This window comes from Faecalicatena contorta, from assembly GCF_003149105.1.
Lineage (GTDB): Bacteria > Bacillota > Clostridia > Lachnospirales > Lachnospiraceae > Muricomes > Muricomes contortus_C.
This window is the reverse complement of sequence record NZ_QGDS01000021.1, coordinates 17,838-37,736: the sequence shown is the minus strand read 5'-3', so window position 1 is coordinate 37,736 and position 19,899 is coordinate 17,838. Positions and strand designations below refer to the sequence as shown.

General features: G+C 41.4%; 21 protein-coding genes. 11 read left to right on the top strand and 10 right to left on the bottom strand.

Annotated elements, in window-relative coordinates:
- Positions 1-6: 6 nt before the first annotated feature.
- Genes A8805_RS20090 through A8805_RS20080 form a run of 3 tightly spaced genes read left to right on the top strand, consistent with a single transcriptional unit; the run spans position 7 to position 3,298 of the window.
- The gene (locus A8805_RS20090; RefSeq protein ID WP_207657737.1) at positions 7-1,242 is read left to right on the top strand and encodes a sensor histidine kinase; all 1,236 of its coding nucleotides are present in this window, start codon (positions 7-9) and stop codon (positions 1,240-1,242) included.
- Positions 1,243-1,272: 30 nt separating this feature from the next.
- Positions 1,273-2,718, top strand: a complete 1,446-nt coding sequence (locus A8805_RS20085) for an aminotransferase class I/II-fold pyridoxal phosphate-dependent enzyme (protein ID WP_330406038.1) — start codon at positions 1,273-1,275, stop codon at positions 2,716-2,718.
- Positions 2,711-3,298, top strand: a complete 588-nt coding sequence (locus tag A8805_RS20080; RefSeq protein WP_109714509.1) for a guanylate kinase — start codon at positions 2,711-2,713, stop codon at positions 3,296-3,298. Before A8805_RS20085 ends, A8805_RS20080 begins: the two co-directional genes overlap by 8 nt.
- A gap of 42 nt (positions 3,299-3,340) precedes the next feature.
- Here the strand turns inward: A8805_RS20080 and A8805_RS22240 are convergent, their stop codons facing one another.
- On the bottom strand, positions 3,341-3,496 hold the full coding sequence (locus A8805_RS22240; RefSeq protein WP_181392935.1) for a hypothetical protein: 156 nt from the start codon (positions 3,494-3,496) through the stop codon (positions 3,341-3,343).
- A 188-nt stretch (positions 3,497-3,684) separates the two neighbouring features.
- On the opposite strand from A8805_RS22240, the gene A8805_RS20075 reads away from it, so the two are divergent.
- From A8805_RS20075 to rsmI, 4 genes are read left to right on the top strand one after another with little or no spacing between them, the layout of a single operon-like run.
- Positions 3,685-4,680, top strand: coding sequence for an ATP-binding protein (locus tag A8805_RS20075; protein WP_109714508.1), 996 nt, complete (start codon positions 3,685-3,687; stop codon positions 4,678-4,680).
- Positions 4,681-4,684: 4 nt separating this feature from the next.
- Entirely contained in the window at positions 4,685-5,590 is a 906-nt protein-coding gene (locus A8805_RS20070) for a PSP1 domain-containing protein (protein ID WP_109714507.1), read from the top strand.
- The gene (locus A8805_RS20065; protein WP_109714506.1) at positions 5,580-6,278 is read left to right on the top strand and encodes a tRNA1(Val) (adenine(37)-N6)-methyltransferase; all 699 of its coding nucleotides are present in this window, start codon (positions 5,580-5,582) and stop codon (positions 6,276-6,278) included. Before A8805_RS20070 ends, A8805_RS20065 begins: the two co-directional genes overlap by 11 nt.
- A gap of 11 nt (positions 6,279-6,289) precedes the next feature.
- The gene (gene rsmI / locus A8805_RS20060; RefSeq protein ID WP_109714505.1) at positions 6,290-7,132 is read left to right on the top strand and encodes a 16S rRNA (cytidine(1402)-2'-O)-methyltransferase; all 843 of its coding nucleotides are present in this window, start codon (positions 6,290-6,292) and stop codon (positions 7,130-7,132) included.
- A gap of 41 nt (positions 7,133-7,173) precedes the next feature.
- Here the strand turns inward: rsmI and A8805_RS20055 are convergent, their stop codons facing one another.
- Positions 7,174-7,857 (bottom strand): ABC transporter ATP-binding protein, encoded by a 684-nt coding sequence (locus A8805_RS20055; RefSeq protein ID WP_109714504.1) that lies wholly within the window; start codon positions 7,855-7,857, stop codon positions 7,174-7,176.
- Between the two features lie 88 nt (positions 7,858-7,945).
- A complete protein-coding gene (locus A8805_RS20050) occupies positions 7,946-8,473 on the bottom strand; it encodes a spore maturation protein (RefSeq protein WP_109714503.1) in 528 nt (175 codons plus the stop codon).
- Positions 8,474-8,655: 182 nt separating this feature from the next.
- Between A8805_RS20050 and A8805_RS20045 the strand changes: the two genes are divergently transcribed.
- Positions 8,656-10,407 (top strand): DUF885 domain-containing protein, encoded by a 1,752-nt coding sequence (locus tag A8805_RS20045; protein WP_109714501.1) that lies wholly within the window; start codon positions 8,656-8,658, stop codon positions 10,405-10,407.
- Positions 10,408-10,624: 217 nt separating this feature from the next.
- Positions 10,625-11,491, top strand: a complete 867-nt coding sequence (locus A8805_RS20040; RefSeq protein WP_109714499.1) for a sulfite exporter TauE/SafE family protein — start codon at positions 10,625-10,627, stop codon at positions 11,489-11,491.
- A 173-nt stretch (positions 11,492-11,664) separates the two neighbouring features.
- On the opposite strand, the gene A8805_RS20035 is transcribed toward A8805_RS20040, so the two are convergent.
- Positions 11,665-12,282 carry a YcxB family protein gene (locus tag A8805_RS20035; RefSeq protein ID WP_181392934.1) on the bottom strand — a complete coding sequence of 206 codons (618 nt, stop codon included), beginning with the start codon at positions 12,280-12,282 and terminating at the stop codon, positions 11,665-11,667.
- Positions 12,283-12,470: 188 nt separating this feature from the next.
- Between A8805_RS20035 and A8805_RS20030 the strand changes: the two genes are divergently transcribed.
- On the top strand, positions 12,471-13,079 hold the full coding sequence (locus A8805_RS20030; RefSeq protein ID WP_109714495.1) for a nucleoside recognition domain-containing protein: 609 nt from the start codon (positions 12,471-12,473) through the stop codon (positions 13,077-13,079).
- A gap of 136 nt (positions 13,080-13,215) precedes the next feature.
- Complete coding sequence (locus A8805_RS20025; protein ID WP_109714494.1) at positions 13,216-15,915, top strand: cation-translocating P-type ATPase; 2,700 nt, start codon at positions 13,216-13,218, stop codon at positions 15,913-15,915.
- Positions 15,916-15,940: 25 nt separating this feature from the next.
- Here the strand turns inward: A8805_RS20025 and A8805_RS20020 are convergent, their stop codons facing one another.
- Genes A8805_RS20020 through A8805_RS19995 form a run of 6 tightly spaced genes read right to left on the bottom strand, consistent with a single transcriptional unit; the run spans position 15,941 to position 19,887 of the window.
- Positions 15,941-17,005, bottom strand: a complete 1,065-nt coding sequence (locus tag A8805_RS20020; RefSeq protein ID WP_109714492.1) for a type IV pilus twitching motility protein PilT — start codon at positions 17,003-17,005, stop codon at positions 15,941-15,943.
- 17 nt (positions 17,006-17,022) lie between these two features.
- Positions 17,023-17,532, bottom strand: coding sequence for a hypothetical protein (locus tag A8805_RS20015; RefSeq protein WP_109714490.1), 510 nt, complete (start codon positions 17,530-17,532; stop codon positions 17,023-17,025).
- Entirely contained in the window at positions 17,522-17,983 is a 462-nt protein-coding gene (locus A8805_RS20010) for a type IV pilus modification PilV family protein (RefSeq protein ID WP_109714488.1), read from the bottom strand. Before A8805_RS20010 ends, A8805_RS20015 begins: the two co-directional genes overlap by 11 nt.
- A gap of 11 nt (positions 17,984-17,994) precedes the next feature.
- The gene (locus A8805_RS20005) at positions 17,995-18,480 is read right to left on the bottom strand and encodes a DUF4860 domain-containing protein (RefSeq protein ID WP_109714487.1); all 486 of its coding nucleotides are present in this window, start codon (positions 18,478-18,480) and stop codon (positions 17,995-17,997) included.
- A gap of 2 nt (positions 18,481-18,482) precedes the next feature.
- On the bottom strand, positions 18,483-18,818 hold the full coding sequence (locus A8805_RS20000; protein WP_109714485.1) for a hypothetical protein: 336 nt from the start codon (positions 18,816-18,818) through the stop codon (positions 18,483-18,485).
- A 16-nt stretch (positions 18,819-18,834) separates the two neighbouring features.
- Positions 18,835-19,887 (bottom strand): type II secretion system F family protein, encoded by a 1,053-nt coding sequence (locus A8805_RS19995; protein ID WP_109714483.1) that lies wholly within the window; start codon positions 19,885-19,887, stop codon positions 18,835-18,837.
- Positions 19,888-19,899: the final 12 nt, after the last annotated feature.

Below are 19,899 nucleotides of genomic sequence, written 5' to 3'. Positions count from 1 at the left end.
CTGCTCTTGGTAATTATTACTGTATCATACTTATTTATGAATGATTTGACGATACGCTGGTTAAAAATGATAATTATTATGAGCACTATGGTTTTTTGTATTCGTTTTTCTACCAGAATGGACTGGCTGCAGGCATTTTACGGGGGGGCTTGCAGTGTGCTTATCGCTTATTGTTTTCGTGGGATATTTACAGTAATTAGTGTTTTTATTTTGCATAAACGTGATTTTTCCAACGTAAATTCTTATTTAACAAATACAGTCTTAATCCTTCCTTTTGTACTTTTGTTTTGTTTGTTTTTACGCAAAACAATTCTGCCGGATAATAAGCTTAAGCTTTTTTTGTACAACTACAATCAGCTTAAGTTTGTTGTAATTTATGAAATTGCAGCTGTCCTGAATTTAACAGTCATGAATTCGGGATTGTATATATTTTCATATGATGTGTGGTTTTCTGAGAATGGGCTGTCTTCGTGGGGAATATGGTTTGTAATCATGGGCCTGGGGAATTGTTTGCTTTCTCTTGGTATGCTTATCTATGCGATTTACCAGTCAATCCAGGGCACCGAGCTCATAGAATACCAATGGAGGGCGCAAATGCTGGAAGAGCAATATGAACGGCAGATGCGGCACTATAAGTCATATCAGAAATATACGGAGAGCTTTCGTGCGTTCAAGCACGATTATCAATCTATGATGGCATCTTTGAAGTTATTAATCAGGGAGAGTGATAACGAAAAGGCGCTTGAGCTGATTGATGACATGTTTAATGAAATGCAGAAAAAGGTACAGATTCACAAAAGATATTCTGACAGTGTGGTTCTGGATGGTATGATGCAGGACCTTGCAAATATTTGCGAGGAACAGGGGATTCGTTTGTCTTCAAACATTGCTGTCCCCCGGGATACAAAGATGACGATGCTGGATATGATCCGTATTTTTTCGAATTTTACAAATAATGCTGTTGAAGCATGCCAAAACGTTCCCGTGTCAGACAGATTTATTGAGATTATCAGTACTAACCGGCAGCAGTGGGCTACTCTCCAGGTGGTCAACTGCTATGATGGTAATATACATATGAAAAACGGAGAACTTCTTACTACGAAAATGGAAAAGCAAAACCACGGGCTGGGTCTGCTGATTGTAAAGGAAATTGCAGAGAACCTGGGAGGGTTTGTAATATATGAAACGGATAGCGAGAATAAAACTTTCTTAATCCGAATTCATATCCCCCGGACTAAATGATGTGTGGACTGGCTTATTGGGAGGAAAATTATGAATTTATATGAAATGTTAAAGGAGTATAATAATACAGATTATTATGGTTTTCATATGCCCGGGCATAAAAGGAATCAGACCTTGACAGGATTTGATCTTCCTTATACCATAGATATTACGGAAATTGAGGAATTTGATGATCTTCATCATGCTGGGGGAATTCTTAAAGAGGCTGAAAACAGGGCATCCGTATTATATGGTGGGCAGGAAACCTGCTATTTAATAAATGGAAGCACTTCTGGTATTTTAAGTGCAGTTATGGGGTGTACATCCCGCGGTGATAAAATTTTGGTTTCCAGAAATTGCCATAAGTCTGTGTATCATGCTATATATATGAATGGACTGAAGCCGGTCTATATTTACCCCAGGTTTTATGATGAAATAGAACTGAACGGACCTGTGGAGGTGTCTGATATAGAAGCACTTTTGCAGGAGCATTTGGACATTAAAGCTGTTGTGATTACATCACCTACATATGATGGAGTTGTGTCCGATGTGGAAGCAATTGTGAATGCGCTGCATCAGAAGAATATTCCTTTGATTGTAGATGAGGCACATGGAGCTCATTTTGGTTTTCATCCATATTTTCCGGAAAATTCGAATGCATATGGAGCGGATGTAGTAATACACAGTCTTCATAAAACACTTCCCTCATTGACACAGACGGCTTTGATACATATGAACGGCAACTTAGTGAATAGAAATAAAATAAGGCGGTATCTTCACATGCTGCAGACGAGCAGCCCTTCTTATGTTCTCATGGCAGGTATGGATGCCTGTATCGAATTGCTTTCAAAACGGGGGCAGGAGCTTTTTGGAAGTTATGCGGCCATGTTAGAGGAAGCAAGGAGGCAGTTAAAAGGGTTCAGGCATTTAAACCTGCTGGAAACGGAAGTATATGATAAATCTAAGCTTGTTATTTCTGTAAAGGATGCAAATATAAACAGCCGCCAGCTTTATGAGAAATTGCTGAATCAATATCATCTTCAGATGGAGATGACGGCAGGCTCCTACGTGCTTGCCATGACCTCAATCGGGGATACCAGGGAGGGCATAGAACGCCTGACAAATGCGCTGCTGGAAATAGATTCTCAACTGGGTCCGGGAGATGCAGCGAGCCTTCAGCGGGGAATTGAAAATGGGAAAGAATCTCAGATAAACTTTTCACTCCCAAGGTTAAAACAAAAATATACCAGTGCAGAGGTGGATAGCTTATTAAATAATGATTTAAACAATAAAACTGTGAGTGTATCCTGGCAAGAGGCGGTGGGACAAGTTTCTGCAGAATATGCTTACGTATACCCCCCGGGAATTCCTTTGATTGTGCCGGGAGAGGAGATTTCCCAGGAGGCCGCCGGGTTAATGCGAAAATATAAATCTATGGGATTTTCTGTAGAAGGGCCGGAAAAAGAAGGAAGAATTGAGGTTTTAGTAAATGGGTAGGATTTGTTATATTATGGGGAAAAGTTCCTCCGGGAAAGACACAATATTTAAAAAACTTAAAGAAAAAATGCCGGAGCTGAGAATAATTATTCCATATACCACAAGGCCGGTCCGCGCCGAAGAGACGGATGGGGTTGAATATTATTTTGTAGATGAAGAAAAGCTGAAGGCAATGGAAAAAGAGGGCCATGTTATCGAAGTAAGGGAGTATGATACAAAACATGGCATATGGAAGTATTTTACGGCCGATGACGGACAAATTGACTTGGACAGACATAGTTATCTTGTAATCGGGACACTGGAGTCTTATGAGGCCATGTGCCGTTATTTTGGAAAAGACAAGCTGATTCCTGTTTATATTGAAGTGGAGAATGGATTGCGCCTTGAGAGGGCATTGCAGAGGGAACGTGGGCAGAGTGAGCCCAGGTATTCAGAAATGTGCAGACGTTTTCTTGCAGATGAGGCTGATTTTTCAGAAGAAAACCTGAAAAAGGCAGGAATCGGAAGGAGTTTTAGGAATCATAAAATGGAAGACTGTCTGGAAGAGATTCATACTTATTTAAAAGAAAAGTTGAAGTAAGTTAAAAATTATAAATGTGCTAAATGCAGAAGGAGAAGCAGATTACTCTGCTTCTCCTTCTGCAACTATATCCTCAAGTACATGAATTAAGTCATGGATGCTCTTTAACTGAACATTTCTCTCAAGAATACAATTTTTCAAATTGATCGGTAAAGATTCAAATTTATCCCGAAGTTCGGGAGCTATATAAGATGCCATAAAATCACCTCGGTATAGAATGTCCATATTTAGTAAAAAATATGAGCAAAAATCCGAAATTTATAGTCTGTATCTTCATAAAAATTTATGATATACTTAATGAGTAGTTTACAACTTTGTAAGATAGCTGTAGTACAATAGACAAAAAGCAACTTACAGAGGAAAGTGGAGAGGCAGCAGGTGATGTTATGAGCGGTTTTAAAGATGTAGTCGGACACAAGGATATAATACAATATATAGAAAATGCAGTGAAGATGGATAAGGTTTCACATGCATATATACTGAATGGGGAAAAAGGATCCGGTAAGAAGCTGCTTGCCAATTTATTTGCAATGAGTCTGCAATGTCACGAGAGAGAAGAGGACGGGGACGCCTGCGGGAAGTGCAAATCCTGCAAGCAGGCTATAAATTCTAACCAGCCCGATATTATAAAGGTAACCCATGAAAAGCCTAGTACAATAAGTATTGACGATATCAGGGAGCAGGTAAATGGGGATATCGGTATTAAGCCATACAGCAGCAAATATAAGATTTATATTATTGCTGATGCAGATATGATGACGGTGCAGGCACAGAACGCCATACTAAAGACGATTGAGGAGCCGCCGGAATATGCAGTCATTATGCTTCTGACAGAGAATGCGGAAACACTTCTTCCTACCATCCGTTCCAGATGTGTGATGCTGAAGCTCCGCAATACCAGAGATCAGCTTGTGAAGAAGTATCTGATGGAGCAGATGCAGATACCGGATTATAAAGCAGATATTTGTGTAGCATTTGCCCAGGGAAATGTGGGAAGAGCAATCATGCTGGCGTCTTCTGAGCATTTCAATGAGATTAAAGAAGAGGCTGTTCACTTATTAAGAAATATTAATGAGATGGAGCTGAGTGACCTGGCAGAGGCTGTAAAGAGGTGTGCATCTTATAAGCTGGAAATTACTGATTATCTGGATGTGTTAGCAATCTGGTACCGGGATGTTTTGATTTATAAGGCTACTATGAATGTGGACAGGGTTGTTTTTTCAGATCAGTTAAAATATATCAAGACACGTGCAAGCAAGAGTTCCTATGAGGGGATTGAGATTATTTTGGATGCGCTTGAAAAGGCGAAGTCCCGTCTCAAAGCGAATGTAAACTTTGAACTGACAATGGAATTACTTTTATTGACAATAAAGGAGAACTAATAGAATGACAAGGGTAATAGGTGTGAGGTTCCGTACGGCGGGAAAGATTTATTTTTTCGCACCTGGGAAGTTTAACATCAAACAAGGTGATAGTGTAATTGTAGAAACCGCAAGAGGCGTTGAATTTGGACGTGTTGTAAGCGGCCCCAAGGAAGTGAAAGAAGAAGAGGTTGTACAGCCTCTGAAGCCGGTAATCAGAATTGCAACGGAACAGGATAGCCGGGTGGAAGAAAAGAACCGGGAGAAGGAAAAAGAGGCATTTAAGATATGCCTTGAGAAGATACGCAAACACGGCCTGGATATGAAATTGATTGATGCGGAATATACATTTGACAATAACAAGGTTCTGTTTTACTTTACTGCAGACGGAAGGATAGATTTCAGGGAGCTGGTAAAAGATTTGGCAGCAGTTTTCCGCACCAGAATTGAACTTCGCCAGATTGGTGTGCGGGATGAGACGAAGATACGCGGAGGAATCGGAATATGCGGGAGAACTCTGTGTTGTAATACTTATCTTTCAGAGTTTGCAGCAGTATCTATTAAGATGGCAAAGGAACAGAATCTGTCCCTGAATCCTACCAAGATATCAGGGGTGTGCGGCCGCCTGATGTGCTGTCTGACGAATGAAGAAGAGACATATGAGGAATTGAACAGCCATCTGCCATCAGTGGGAGATACGGTAACAACGTCTGAAGGGCTTATGGGAACTGTACATTCATTAAGTGTATTGAGGAAATTGGTAAAGGTTATTGTAGTTCTGGAAAATGATGAAAAGGAAATCCGGGAATATAAGGCAGATGACTTGAAATTCCGTCCAAGACGCAAAAAGACCAAGATTTCCAAAGAGGAAATGAAAAAACTGGCGGAGCTGGAAAAAGGAGAAGGAGCATCGAAATTAGATGACAACTAAATTAAAGCCGGGAGAGCGGCTGGATGATTTGCAGTTAAAAGGATATGAGATTATCCAGGATCCGGGACGATTCTGTTTTGGCATAGATGCAGTAATGCTTTCTGATTTTGCAAAGATAAAAAAAGAAGAGACTGTCCTGGATTTGGGAACCGGGACCGGAATTTTGCCTATTCTGCTCGCTGCAAAAACCCAGGGAAAGCATTTCACAGGTCTGGAAATACAAGAAGAAAGCGCAGATATGGCGTTAAGAAGTGTGGAGCATAACCGGCTTCAAGATAAGATTGACATAGTGACAGGAGATATCAAAGAGGCGGCAGAAATTTTTAAGCCGGCCTTTTTTGATGTGATTATAACGAACCCGCCTTATATGCTGGAGCAGCATGGATTACAGAATTCTCAGGATGCAAAGGCGATTGCCCGGCATGAGGTGTTATGTACGCTGGATGATATATTACGGGAAAGCGGGAAGCTGCTGCAGGAAAGTAAAGGAAGGTTTTATATGATACATAAGCCCTTCCGGCTTGCAGAAATTTTGGTGAAAATGAACAGCTATAAAATAGAGCCTAAGCGCCTGCAGTTTATTCATCCTTATGTAGATAAGGAACCTACAATGGTATTGATAGAGGGGATAAAGGGCGGAAAATCAAGAGTAAAAATAGAGCCGCCGGTAATCATGTATACGGACTAAAAGGAGGGCTTATGCCAGGAACATTATTCTTATGTGCAACCCCCATAGGGAATTTGGAAGATATGACATTACGTGTCATTAGAACTTTAAAAGAAGTTGATTTGATTGCGGCGGAGGATACCCGCAACAGTATAAAGCTGCTGAATCATTTTGATATCCGGACTCCTATGACCAGTTACCATGAATATAATAGGTTTGAAAAGGGCAAGAAGCTTGTGGATAAGCTTTTGGAGGGCCAGAATATTGCGCTGATTACGGATGCGGGAACTCCGGGGATTTCGGATCCGGGGGAAGAACTGGTGAAAATGTGCTATGAAGAGGGGATTAAGGTGACGTCACTTCCCGGGGCAGCAGCATGTATTACAGCTCTTACGTTGTCCGGGCTATCTACCAGGCGTTTTGCCTTTGAAGCATTTCTTCCAACAGATAAAAAAGAGCGGGAGTGGGTGCTGGAGGAGCTGGAGAGAGAGTTTCGGACAATCATTCTCTATGAGGCTCCGCACCGTCTGCTAAAGACTTTAAGGCTGCTGATAGAACGCCTGGGAAACAGGCGGGTTACAGTCTGCCGGGAGTTGACAAAGCGGTATGAGACTGCATTTGCAACAACCCTGGAGGCAGCCATTTATTATTATGAGCAAAATGAACCCAAGGGAGAATGCGTTCTTATTGTTGAGGGCAGAAACCGTGAAGAAGCTGTCCGTGAAGAACAGAGGCAGTGGGAAGAAATGAGTATTGAGGAGCATATGAACTTTTATGTCTCACAAGGGATAGATAAGAAAGAAGCCATGAAGAAAGTTGCCAAGGACCGCGGAGTCCCCAAGCGGGAAATCTATAACTATCTGCAAAAGATATAATAAGAATTTTAAGAATATTCTGAAAACGAAGAGCAAAGGGGTCAGACCCCTTTGCTCTCTCCGTTGTCGTTTCTCCGGATTTCTGTTATCTCTCCATCTTTCATAAATACAACTCTATTCCCCAGCGTCACTGATTCTTCGTAATCATTCGTTACATATAATACCGTAATGTTCCTGTCTTTGTTTATTTTCTGAATATCATGAATCATTTCCTGCCTTCGCGCCTCACTCTGTCTTGCAAAATCTTCATCTACGAGAAGTACTTTGGGATGGCATACAATCGCCCGTCCAAGAGCTACTTTCTGCTTGTCCGTCTCAGAGATGGATTTTATCTTTTTATCAAGTACACGGTCTATACCCAGAAAATCAGCTGCAGTTCTGACGCGGGTCTCAATAACTCCCCGGGGAAGGTTGCGCAGCCTTAGTCCCAGTGACATGTTATCATAAACATTCAGATAGGCATACAGTACATAATTTTGAAATGCCATTGCCAGGCGGCGGTCTCTGGGCAGAATATCGTTGAGTAAATCTGAACCCAGATAAATTTCGCCGGAGGTGATGTCCTCCAAACCGCCAATCATACGGAGAATTGTGGACTTTCCGCAGCCGCTGGGACCGTAGAATGTGACAAATTCTCCATCTTCTATATGGAGCGATACGTCTTTTACAGAGACAAATCCATTTGGATAAGTTTTATTTAAATTTTTAAATGTCACACTTGCCATAGTGATACCTCCGCTGTTTCATATAATGTAATTTTAGCACATCCCCTATGGCAAAACAATCATTTTGACTTTAGTTACCTGTTTGGTTTTACAGCATCATATTTGCAAGGATGACACTTGCTGCCAGCCCGACAAAGGTTGCCATCAAAGCACCGGTTAGTATATATCTTGATTTTTTTATCTTTGCAGTCATAAGGTACACGCTCATTGTGTAAAAGATGGTCTCCGTGCATGCCATTGATATAGAAGAAATCAGTCCAAGCCGGGAGTCTGTACCGTGTTCTTTGAAAATGTCCAGAAGAAGGCCTGTAGCTGCAGAGGAAGAAAACATTTTTACGATAGTAAGTGGTACAAGTTCTCCTGGAAACCCAATATAGGCGGTAAAATGTCCAATCAGGGATGACAGGAAGTCCAGGAAGCCGGAAGCACGCAAAATTCCAACTGCTACCATGAGTCCTATTAATGTAGGCATGATTTTAATTACTGTGAAAAATCCACTTTTGGCCCCTTTGATAAAGTTATCGTATACATTGGTTCCCATTAGGATGCCATAGGCAACGATAGCCAGGATAATGAATGGAACGATAAAGTCCGTAATATACAGGAAAAACTGCATAAAATACCTCAGTAGCAGATTATAATATTGATTTATTTATATGCTTATCCCTTTGAAACCATGAATAAAAATATAGTAGTAACTGTTCATGGTTCTGAACAGATACATATAGGAAATGGATACCTAAAGCATATCAGACTTCATTTTTTCATAAGATGGAACAAAGACTTCAGGGAGTTCTTATGTCATTTCTATTTTCCCAAAGTATAAAAAAACGGCTTCTGTCCGTTTCTCTTACTATCAGTATAGCTGGCACCCTTGTATTGGCAGGATGCAGTCTTAACACAAATACCAACCAAAATAAAGCATTTGAATCATTTACAAGAGAAGTGTTCTGCCAGGAGGTATCATCAAATACCATCAGCCTGCATTACTCATTAAAAAACCCGGAGAAATATGGAATTGAGGAAAGTCCTATATCATTTGGAGATTTTTCTTCAGATTCGAAAGCAGCCTCTGCTGCTGTAGAAAATCTTCAGGCTGCTCTTGGAAGGTTTTCTTATGATATGTTATCCGTGGAAAATCAACTGACTTATGATGTACTAGAATATTATCTACAGACAACAGAAAAAAATACAGAGTATTTACTATATGAAGAACCTCTCGGACTGGTCAGCGGAATACATACTCAGTTGCCTGTTCTCCTCTCAGAATACCAGTTCTATAGTACGGAAGATGTGAATACATATTTAGAACTAATGAAATCAACCCCTCAATATTTTGATTCATTGATTAAATTCGAAAAAGAAAAGTCTGCTGCCGGTTTGTTCATGGCAGATTTTGCGGCAGATACAGTTATTGCACAGTGTACGGCATTTATGGAGATGGGAGAAAGCAACTATCTGATATCTACATTTGTGGAACGCATCGGGCAGCTGGACCTTACAATGGAGGAGCAAAGCCGCTATATAAAAAGAAATGCCCAGATGCTTCAAAGTTATGTACTGCCCGCATATAATCAATTAATTTCTGCTATTCAGGAATTAAAAGGTACGGGAAAAAATGAAGAGGGTCTGTGCCATCTGCCGGCCGGAAAAGCATATTATGAGCAGATAGCAGCGGAATATACAGGCTCTGAACGCTCTGTACATGAACTGGAAGATTTGACAAGAAGACAGATTATTTCAGATCTTGAAGCGATGGAGGAAGTTCTTCAGATAGTGGGAGGTGAAGCAAAGGAAACTGCTGCAATGGAGGAGGCCAACCCGGTTACAATACTCAATGAATTGGAAAAAAAGACGGGAAGTGCATTTCCTGCCCCTCCGGAAACGGTAACCCAGGTGAAGTATGTTCCGGAGGTAATGGAAAAATATTTAAGCCCTGCATTCTATATGATACCGGCCATTGATAATACATCAGAAAATGTAATCTATGTAAATCAGTCCCAGATGACGAATAACCTGACGCTTTATACAACATTGGCTCATGAAGGGTATCCGGGACATTTGTATCAGACCATATATTATGCAGAGAAAAATCCAGACCCTCTGAGAAGTATTTTTCATTTTGGCGGTTATGTGGAAGGATGGGCAACTTATGCAGAAATGTGCAGCTATTATCTTTCTTCCCTGAGTAAGGAACAGGCCACTTTGCTACAGAGAAATAGTTCTATTATACTGGGGCTGTATGCACTTGCGGATATGGGAATCCATTATGAAGGCTGGAGCAGGATTGATACGATAGCATTTTTTAAAACCTATGGAATCAAAGATACAAAAACAATAGACCGGATATATGACCTGATAATTGGATCGCCCGGAAACTATCTGAAGTATTATATCGGGTATGTAGAGTTTCTAGAATTAAAGAAGGATTGGATACAGAAAAAAGGAGAAAACTTCTCACAGAAAGAATTTCATGATGCAGTATTGTCGGTAGGACCGGCTCCATTTACACTTGTAGAAAGGTATATGTGGAAATTGTCTAACCCATAAGCGCGCTTAGTTCATAGTTACAAAATAACAACTTTAATATTAGAAAATATAGGTAATAATAAAGAAAAATAACCCAAAAATACGTTGACATTTTCGGATTATATTGTTAAACTGAAAGCGAATGAAAGATATTGTCAGGAAAATAACGAAATACGGCGCCGCATTTCTCGGATTAATATCTTTTCAGAAAATCAAATATAATATTGGAGGAATGTTCATGAGTGCTGTATTAATTTTGAGGGTAGTTCTTATCGCATATACTGCTGTATTTGCGGTATATTTAATTAAGGATTGTATCGCACACAAGGAAGATTTTACTAAGGACAAAGCAATTACTCTTGGTTTAATCGGCTTTATTGTTAATGTATTTGACACTTTGGGGATTGGTAACTTTGCAACTACTACGACTGGATTTAAGCTTACAAAGTCTTGCCCGGATGATTTGATTCCTGGAACACTGAATGTTGGTCATGCAATTCCTGTCGTAACAGAGGCTGTTTTATTTTTTGGTTTGATTGAGATTGCACCGTTAACTTTGATTGGTATGATTGCTGCGGCTGTATTGGGAGCTGTAATTGGAGCATCTATCGTTTCTAAGTGGTCTATTAAGGTTGTTCGTATAGCACTTGGTATTGCAATGATTGTATTGGCTTTCATATTAGCTTGCAAATTATTAGCAGTAGGACCATTTGGTGTAACAGGAACGGCAACAGCTCTGACAGGTGTTAAACTTGTTATTGGTATTGTAGGAAACTTCTTCCTTGGTGCTCTGATGATGATTGGTGTTGGACTTTATGCACCATGTATGGCTCTTGTTGGTGCTCTTGGAATGAACATTAGTGCCGCATTTCCGATTATGATGGGATCCTGCGCATTCTTAATGCCATCAGGTGGTTTTAAGTTTGTCAGAGAAGGAAAGTATGACAGAAAAGCTGCTATTTTACTTAGTATTTTCGGCGTGTTAGGTGTATTTGTTGCATATGCAGTTATTAAAACATTACCGCTTACAGTATTAACTTGGTTGGTTATCTGTGTTATGCTCTTTACATCAGGAATGTTTTTCAAAGATGCTGCAAAGGCATAATACTTATATTGATGAAACAAAAACAAGGCTGTGCATTTCTTGCACAGCCCTTTTTATATAAGGAAATTACGTCCTATTACACAAAAACCCTCCAAGTGATGCACACTGGGGCGTAAGCGGTAAATGTCGCTATGCGACCAGCCCAGGCGCAAGAGTCTGGCTTGCCAGACTTTTTATTTTAACTTTTTCTTTTTTTCAGCAATACGCTGGTCATGTTGTTCCTCAGCAAATTTCATCTCTGCTCTTACACGCTTTAGCTTTTCTTTCAAAGAAATTTTTAATTCAGTGACCTCTTTGTTTGTTCTTGCTTTCATAAATGCAGCAAATTCGTTTTGGTTACCAAGCTTAAAATCTAAATGAGGAAGTATATGTAATTCTTCGTTATTTACCCCTATATAGTAGTTACGGGTATCTCTGTAAAAGTCTGTAACTTGTGAGTATTTCAATTTCTCCTCAGAAGGAATAGTTTTATTCTCAATTACAAATCCATTCATGCCAAAATTGAATATAATATCAGATTGATTCTGATAATTAAGGTCATTCTTTGCTAATTTGGAAATCGCAATTTCATGTCTGAACAGAGTAAATAGAAAGAGGGCTATTCCTATGGCAGCAAAGATTATCATTTGTGTTGTCAAACCTTTTAATGCAGCGGCCAATACAAAGAAACATCCAGATAAGGTGTAAAGTCTCAAGGAGGCTCTGGGATTCTTCACCTTGTAAGTAAATTTGATAAAATCTTTTAGAACCTGTCTTGTATGTCTTGTTTCAACTTTGTAAAGAGGGACCATTTTATATTCTCCTTTGCACATTTTCGTTACAGGGTGTACGGCAAAACTGTAACATAAGTATTTTTATTATAAGATAGTTCTGTTAAAAATGCTACTATTTTTGGTTCAAAGACTTAGAAAAGGGTGTATTGGACGCATATTGGTTTTTTTGTGCTCATAAGATAAAACAAAGGCTTCAGGAGAAAAGAATGTTAAATTACTTATGGGCAGGAATGATTATTGTAGGTATTATTTTTGGCGCTTTCAATGGGAAAATGCCTGAAATTACAAATGCAGCTCTGGATTCTGCCAGGGAGGCGGTTTCATTGTGTATTACGATGATAGGAGTCATGTCGTTCTGGGTGGGAATGATGGAGATAGCAACCAGAGCAGGGATTATTCAAATGGCATCAAAAAAGATGGGACCAGTTATACACTTCTTATTTCCGAGAATTCCAAAAGGGCATAAAGCAAATGAGTACATAACTACAAATTTTATTGCTAACTTTCTGGGACTTGGATGGGCAGCTACCCCTGCCGGATTACAGGGTATGGCTGCACTGGCAGATTTGGAGAAAGAGCGGAGAAGGCAGGGGATTCAAACTGTGAAACCTGGGACTGCGTCCAATGAAATGTGTACATTTCTGATTATGAATATTTCATCTTTACAATTGATTTCAGTGAATGTGATTGCATATCGGAGCCAGTATGGGAGTGTGAATCCTGCGGCGATTGTAGGGGCAGGGATAGTGGCTACCGCAGCGAGTACGGCAGCAGCAACAATATATTGCAAAGTGATGGATAGAAAGCGGAGCTGAGAGGCTTCGCTTTTGCGTTATGGAGTTTAAGGTGGAAATCATATTATTAAAAATAGGACTAACTGCCCCTTGTCCCGCATAAGATACAATACCAATATTCATTCAGGTATTGTACAAGTGCGGGAGGAGGGATATTTTGTTTGAAGAGAAGTCAATGCGAGAGATATTGGATGCACTGCATACAGATACAGAGAAAGGACTGACAGAAGAAGAGGCGGCAAAAAGGCTTCAGGAAGATGGGCCGAATGTTCTGAAGGAGGGCAAAAAGAAGACTGCGGCGGAATCATTTCTGGAGCAGTTGAATGATCCGCTTATTTGTGTTCTTCTAGTGGCAGCTCTGGTTTCTTTTTTATTAAAGGAGGTTAGTGACGCTGCGATTATTGCAGTTGTTATCATTGTAAATGCTACCGTCGGAGTGATACAGGAGGGAAAGGCACAAAAAGCGCTGGAAGCGCTTAAAAAACTGACAAGCCCCAAAGCTGTCGTGCGCAGGGGCGGAACGATACGGGAACTTCCCGCATCGGAGTTAGTAAAAGGAGATGTAGTAATTCTGGAAACAGGTGCCCAGGTGGCCGCGGATCTGCGCCTTGTGAGGACGTGGAATCTAAAGATTGAAGAATCCGCCCTGACAGGAGAATCTCTTCCTGTAAATAAGGATGCGGCCTTTCAGGCTGCAAAGGCGCTGCCGGTGGGAGATAGAAAGAATGAGGCATTTATGTCCACCCTTGTGACCAGCGGCAGAGGCGAGGGCGTAGTGATAGGGGCGGGCATGGAAACAGAGATTGGGAAAATTGCATCTATTATTAGTGCTGTCCCAAAAGAATTCACACCGCTTCAAAAAAAGTTGGCAGACCTGGGGAAAATACTCAGTATTGTGTCCATTCTCCTGTGTGCTGCCCTATTTGGGATTGCTGTACTTCAGCACCGGAATATTATGGAGATGCTTATTACGGCGATATCATTGGCTGTGGCGGCGGTTCCGGAGGGGCTTCCTGCTATTGTTACAATCGTGCTGGCATTGAGTGTATCTAAAATGGTGAAGGTTCATACCATTGTCCGAAAGCTTCCATCAGTAGAAACACTGGGGGCAGTGAATGTTGTTTGTTCTGATAAGACAGGGACATTGACCCAGAATAAAATGACTGTAATCAGATATTATGTGAATCAGAACATCTACAAAGCCAGTGAGACAGCTCCGAATATGCCGGAAGAGTTTTTGGAAGGTATGGCTCTCTGCAATGACGCGGTGATTACAAATCAGGAAGAACTGGGTGATCCAACAGAACTGGCACTGCTTAGATTTGCGGAAGGAAACCGTTTTAGAAAGGAAGCGCTGGAGACAAGGATGCCGAGGGTAGAAGAAAAGGCATTTGATTCACAGAGGAAGATGATGACTACTGTACACCGCAGTTCCCAGGGATTTATATCATATACAAAGGGTGCGCCGGAAATGCTGCTGGACAGGTGCAGTAAAATTATGGTAAATGGAAAGGTACAGTCACTTACGGAAGTACACAAAAGGCAGATACGGCAGACTGTGGATGTGTTTTCGTCACAGGCTTTGAGAGTTCTTGCTGTTGCGGTGCGCCGGGGAGAAAAAGAGGTCTGTGAGGATGGCCTGACCTTTGTCGGGCTGGCAGGGATGATTGACCCTATCAGGCCGGAGGCAAAGACTGCAGTTGAGCAGTTTAAGCTGGCATCAGTCCGTACAATTATGATAACGGGAGACCACATTGATACTGCATTTGCCATTGCCAGGGAATTGGGAATTGCAAAAAAAATAGATGAGTGTATGACGGGGGAAGAACTAGAAAAGATTTCCGATGTAAAACTGAAAGAAAAGCTGAAGAAAATCAACGTTTTTGCCAGGGTGTCGCCGGAACATAAGGTGCGTATTGTAAAAGCTCTCAAAGAGACCGGAAATATTGCTGCTATGACAGGAGATGGTGTGAATGATGCTCCCTCTCTGCGTATGGCAGATATTGGAATCGCTATGGGGATTACAGGAACAGATGTGGCAAAGAATGCAGCAGATATGATATTAACAGATGATAATTTTGCGACCATTGAGAAGGCAATAGAGGAAGGGCGCAGCATCTATGAGAATATTAGAAAAACGGTGCTGTTTCTTTTATCATCGAATTTTGGTGAAATCATTACAATGTTTATTGCAGTGATTTTGGGAATGGCTTCTCCCCTTAAAGCAAGTCATATTTTATGGATTAATTTAATTACAGATTCCCTTCCGGCGCTGGCGCTGGGAGTTGATAAGAATGATAAAGAGGCTCTAATGAAGCGTCCCCCCAGAAAGGCAAAAGAAGGCCTGTTTTCTAACGGGGGAACCGCCTGCACTATTTTTTACGGCTGTCTGATAGCGGCAATTAGCCTGACAGCTTTTTTAAAACTTCCGTGGGAAGTTCTTGCGGAGCAGCAGAAAGCCTTTACACTGGAAAATATTTCTATGGTATTTCAGTCTTCGGAATTGCTTACGCGGGCGCAGACATATGCATTTACGGTATTGGGGATTTCTCAGTTATTCCATGCACAGGGGATGCAGGATGTACATACATCCATATTTTCCCGTAAAAGAGGATTTAACCCGGTTATGGCCGCTGCATTTGGAGTTGGTTTCCTTTTGCAGGCAGCAGTGACGGAAGTTCCTGCCCTGACTGCCATGTTTGGTACAGCGGCGCTCTCCCTGGAAGAATGGGGAGCTTTGGTTATACTGGCAGCATTCCCGGTTCTTGCACATGAAATATTTGTGCTTTTAGAAACCCTGCGTTCTCAGGATACTAAAGGAAAGGTAATAAATGAAGTAAGGCAGGAGCACAGTTAAATCACATTTCCTGAACTACTAATGTTTAAGAAGATAACAGCTTTTTGCCCAGCATTTCCGGATTGGCAGCATACGTTAAGGCGGTCTCTTTGCTAATGGTACCGGCCTGATACAACTTCAGCAGGCTGGTATCCATGGAGACCATGTCCTCTTTTACAGAAGAATAAATAAGACCGTCAATCTGATGCACCTTGTTATCCCGTATCATATTGCGGATAGCCGGTGTTACCGTCATGATCTCAAATGCGGGAACCACTTTGCCGTCTACGGTAGGCACTAGCTGCTGTGATACAACGGAATTTAAAACCATGGATAGCTGTACGCCAATTTGTTTCTGCTGGTTAGGCGGGAATACATCTATAATTCTGTCAATTGTGTTGGCTGCTCCGATTGTGTGGAGGGTAGAAAAGAGCAGGTGCCCGGTCTCTGCGGCCGTCATGGCAACGTTTATTGTTTCATAGTCTCTCATCTCTCCAAGAAGAATAACATCGGGGCTTTGCCTCAGGGCAGCCCGCAGAGCGTTCACATAGCTGTCCGTGTCTACGTTGATTTCCCGCTGGCTTACGATACTCTGGTCATGTCGGTGAAGGAATTCTAAAGGGTCTTCCAGGGTTATAATATGCCCGCATTTTGTTTTATTTATCTGGTGAATAATACAGGCAAGGGTGGTAGACTTGCCGCTTCCGGCAGGGCCTGTCACAAGAGTCATGCCTTTACTACTGTTCCCAAGCTGTATGATATGGTCCGGGATTCCTAATTCCTTCGGGTCAGGAAGCTGAAAGGTTATAATCCGGATTACCGCAGATAAGGTACCTCTTTGTTTGTAGGCGCTGACACGGAAACGAGATACTCCCTGGATTGCAAAGGAAAAGTCATCATCCCCATGTTGGTAAAGCTTACTGATATCCCGATTTTCTGCCATCTGGTAAATTTCACTTAATAAAGCTTCTGTATCCACAGGAAGTAGCTTATCTTTGTAGAGACGGGCGGTAACTCCATTTTTCCGGCAGGCCACGGGAAGACCTGCTACAATAAATATATCAGATGCTCCGTCAGTGACGGCCTGCTCCAGGATTGCTCTTGCATTCATATAGAATCTCCTTTAAATTATTGGATTAGTTTTAATGTATTGTTTCCTTCCCAATCAGCAGTGGAAACAGCTTTCCACTGTTTAATCTGATAGAATCCCTCCGCTGTATTGTTCACAGGCGCTAATTCAAGCACAACGGATAATGTCTGGTCTTTATTGATAGGTATGGCATAGGATACGGAAGGAGTCTTTGCGGAGAAGTTTGTTTCCAGTACAATGTCCTTCACATCTTCATTCAAAGTCAATTCAGAAAGCCGTTTCTCTGCTTCAGAATAGTAAGGCAGAGCAGAGGCTTCATAAGTTTCTGCAAGGACATTATCAATAGAATCCAGTAAAAGTTCAGCTTTCCGGGAGGCTTCATAATAATCTGTTCTTCTGTCCGCAAGCCTTTGACTGAAATTATAATTACTTTTGGCACTGGATAAGGATAATGTGGCAAAGGTTACCAGGCAAAGTACAAGAAACACAACAAGCAGAGAAGAAGAACCAATATTTACAATAGGAGTTTGTTTCTTTTTATTGTCCATTTCCAGCCCTCCTTTGCAGATGATGGGATATGGTAAGGGAATAGATGATTTTCTCATCCTTTTGTTCTTTCATATTTAACACAGCATCCAGCATGGAACCTTTTTGTATAAAACTTGTTTCCAGGCAGTAGACCGCCTGGGCCTTCCCACAGGGAAGAAAATCTTTGTCATAGTATACAGAAATTTTTGAGACATCAGAAATCTCTGAGTCAGGGTATTCTGTGTGAATCAAATCTATTGCAGACGGGGCGTCCGGAGAAACCTGAATTAATTCTGCCGCACTGGAAACTTCATTGACGGAAATGTTCAATTTCCGTGCATCCTGGCTGAGCAAATGGGATTTCACAAAAAATTGTACGCAAACAGCACTTGCAATAGAAAAAAATAAGATTGCAAGAATCAGTTCTAAGAGGAACAGGCTGGATAAATTTGCCCGGTTTCTGCGTATCATAGTGTTCTCCTTTATGGTGTGCTTCTGACGCTGACAACTGCAGAGACCTCTTGCTCCTTTTCGTCAACGCAGGTAAAACGGAAAGTATGTTCATTAACGGTGTCCATGGTAAAAGATTTCACTGTCAGAATAGGCTTGCCGGAAGCGGCGGTAACCTGCGTGCCATCTTTTACATATAATTCTTTTAATGTATTTCCATCTGTATAAATGTAAGTAAAATATACGGTTTCATTATACTCCTGTTTCAATATAAGAGAATCATGTCCGTCAAAGGTTCCAAGAGAAACATTTCCCTTTTCATCGCTTTGATGTATCTTCTCAGCGATATAGGAAAGAGAAGTTCCGGCGGTATAATTCAAAGAAGAGTTCTCCGTTGCAGAGCGGTAAATGTTTGCAGCAAGCAGGATGACTGTCAGTGCAGAGACGGCAAATACAAAAAGCAGTGCTACAGGAAATAAAAAATCAATCATGTGATTCTTTTGGTTCCGAAAGCGCATAATCAGTCTCCCTCCTCAATTTCAATTACTGTCACATCGGGAAGAACATTTGCCCCGCTGACTCTATAATCCACAAAAAGCCTGTCTTCATTGTAAGTAAGCCCATAATGTTCTTTTAGGTAATCCAGACTTTGGGGGTAGCTTCCTTCCACTGCGTAACAGTAAGTAATACTTCTGCTCAGAGCATTTTCCAGGCTTTCCTTCTGACGCCGGAGAGAGCTTTCAGACAGAGAGCCAATGCCCTGGTAAAAGAAAATCACAATAAGCATGAAAACACAGACGGAGAGAATGAGCCTGCGGTATGTGTACTGACTTTTTTTGTATTGAAAACGTGTCATAATAGCCTCCTGCAATTTAAATGCTGGACATGATTCCCATCAAAGGAAGCATGACAGACAGTAAAATTATTCCTACAATCAAGGATAATGCAATGACTAGAGTAGGCTCCAGTACTGCAAGCCCATTATTCATCCGGGTATCAATATCGTCTTGATAAAGTCCTGCGATTTTATCCATGACCTGGTCCATGGTACCGGTTTTTCCACCAATAGAAACCATATGTGCATACATCCCGGTAAATATTCCCGTCGTGTGCAGTGCCTCCGGCAAAGTGCTGCCCTCATCCAGCAAATGCCGGCAGGAATTAATTTTTTCCTGGAAATGGATGTCTTCATTTAAAGCGCTGACCAGCTCCATACTGCGCTCCGGATTCAGCCCGCTGCTTAATGTAAGAGCCATTCCCCCTGCAAAACGGCAGGCAGCAATTTCCTCATAGATCATACGGGTAAATTTGAATCTATATCCAAAGCTTCTGCAGATCTGCCGGCCTGACGCTGTCCTGGTTCCAAGCAGAATAAGACCTGTAATCAAAATTAATGCTGCAGCAAATACGATGGAGTACCGGTTAATCGTATTGCCAAGATTCATAAGCGTCCTTGAAAACCCGGTCATTTCTGTACCAAGCTGAATAAAAACCTGGTTAAATATAGGCATCACCTTTACAAGGAGAGCAATGATTACAATTACCATCATACCTGACATAATCAAAGGGTAGGTGACGGCATTGCGGATACTTTTGGCAATGGAATCTTCCCTGTCATAATGTAAGTTCAAGGCAGACATTACCTCGTCCAGCGTTCCGGTTTCCTCTCCAATCTGTATCATATGCAGCATATAAGAAGGAAAAAGCTTCGTGTCAGCCAGTGCCTGGTACAAGCTTCCTGTTTCCTGCATATTTTCTAAAATAGCCTGCAGTATTTTCTTTTCCTCTGAAGAAGAAGCATCCTCCAGCATAATGGTAATCCCCTCAATGGATGAAATTCCAGAACGCAAAATCATAGCAACCTGCCCGCAAAAGGAGGAAATCTCCATATTCGAAAATGGTTTTCCCTGCACCTGTTTATCCATAGCCTGTCCTCC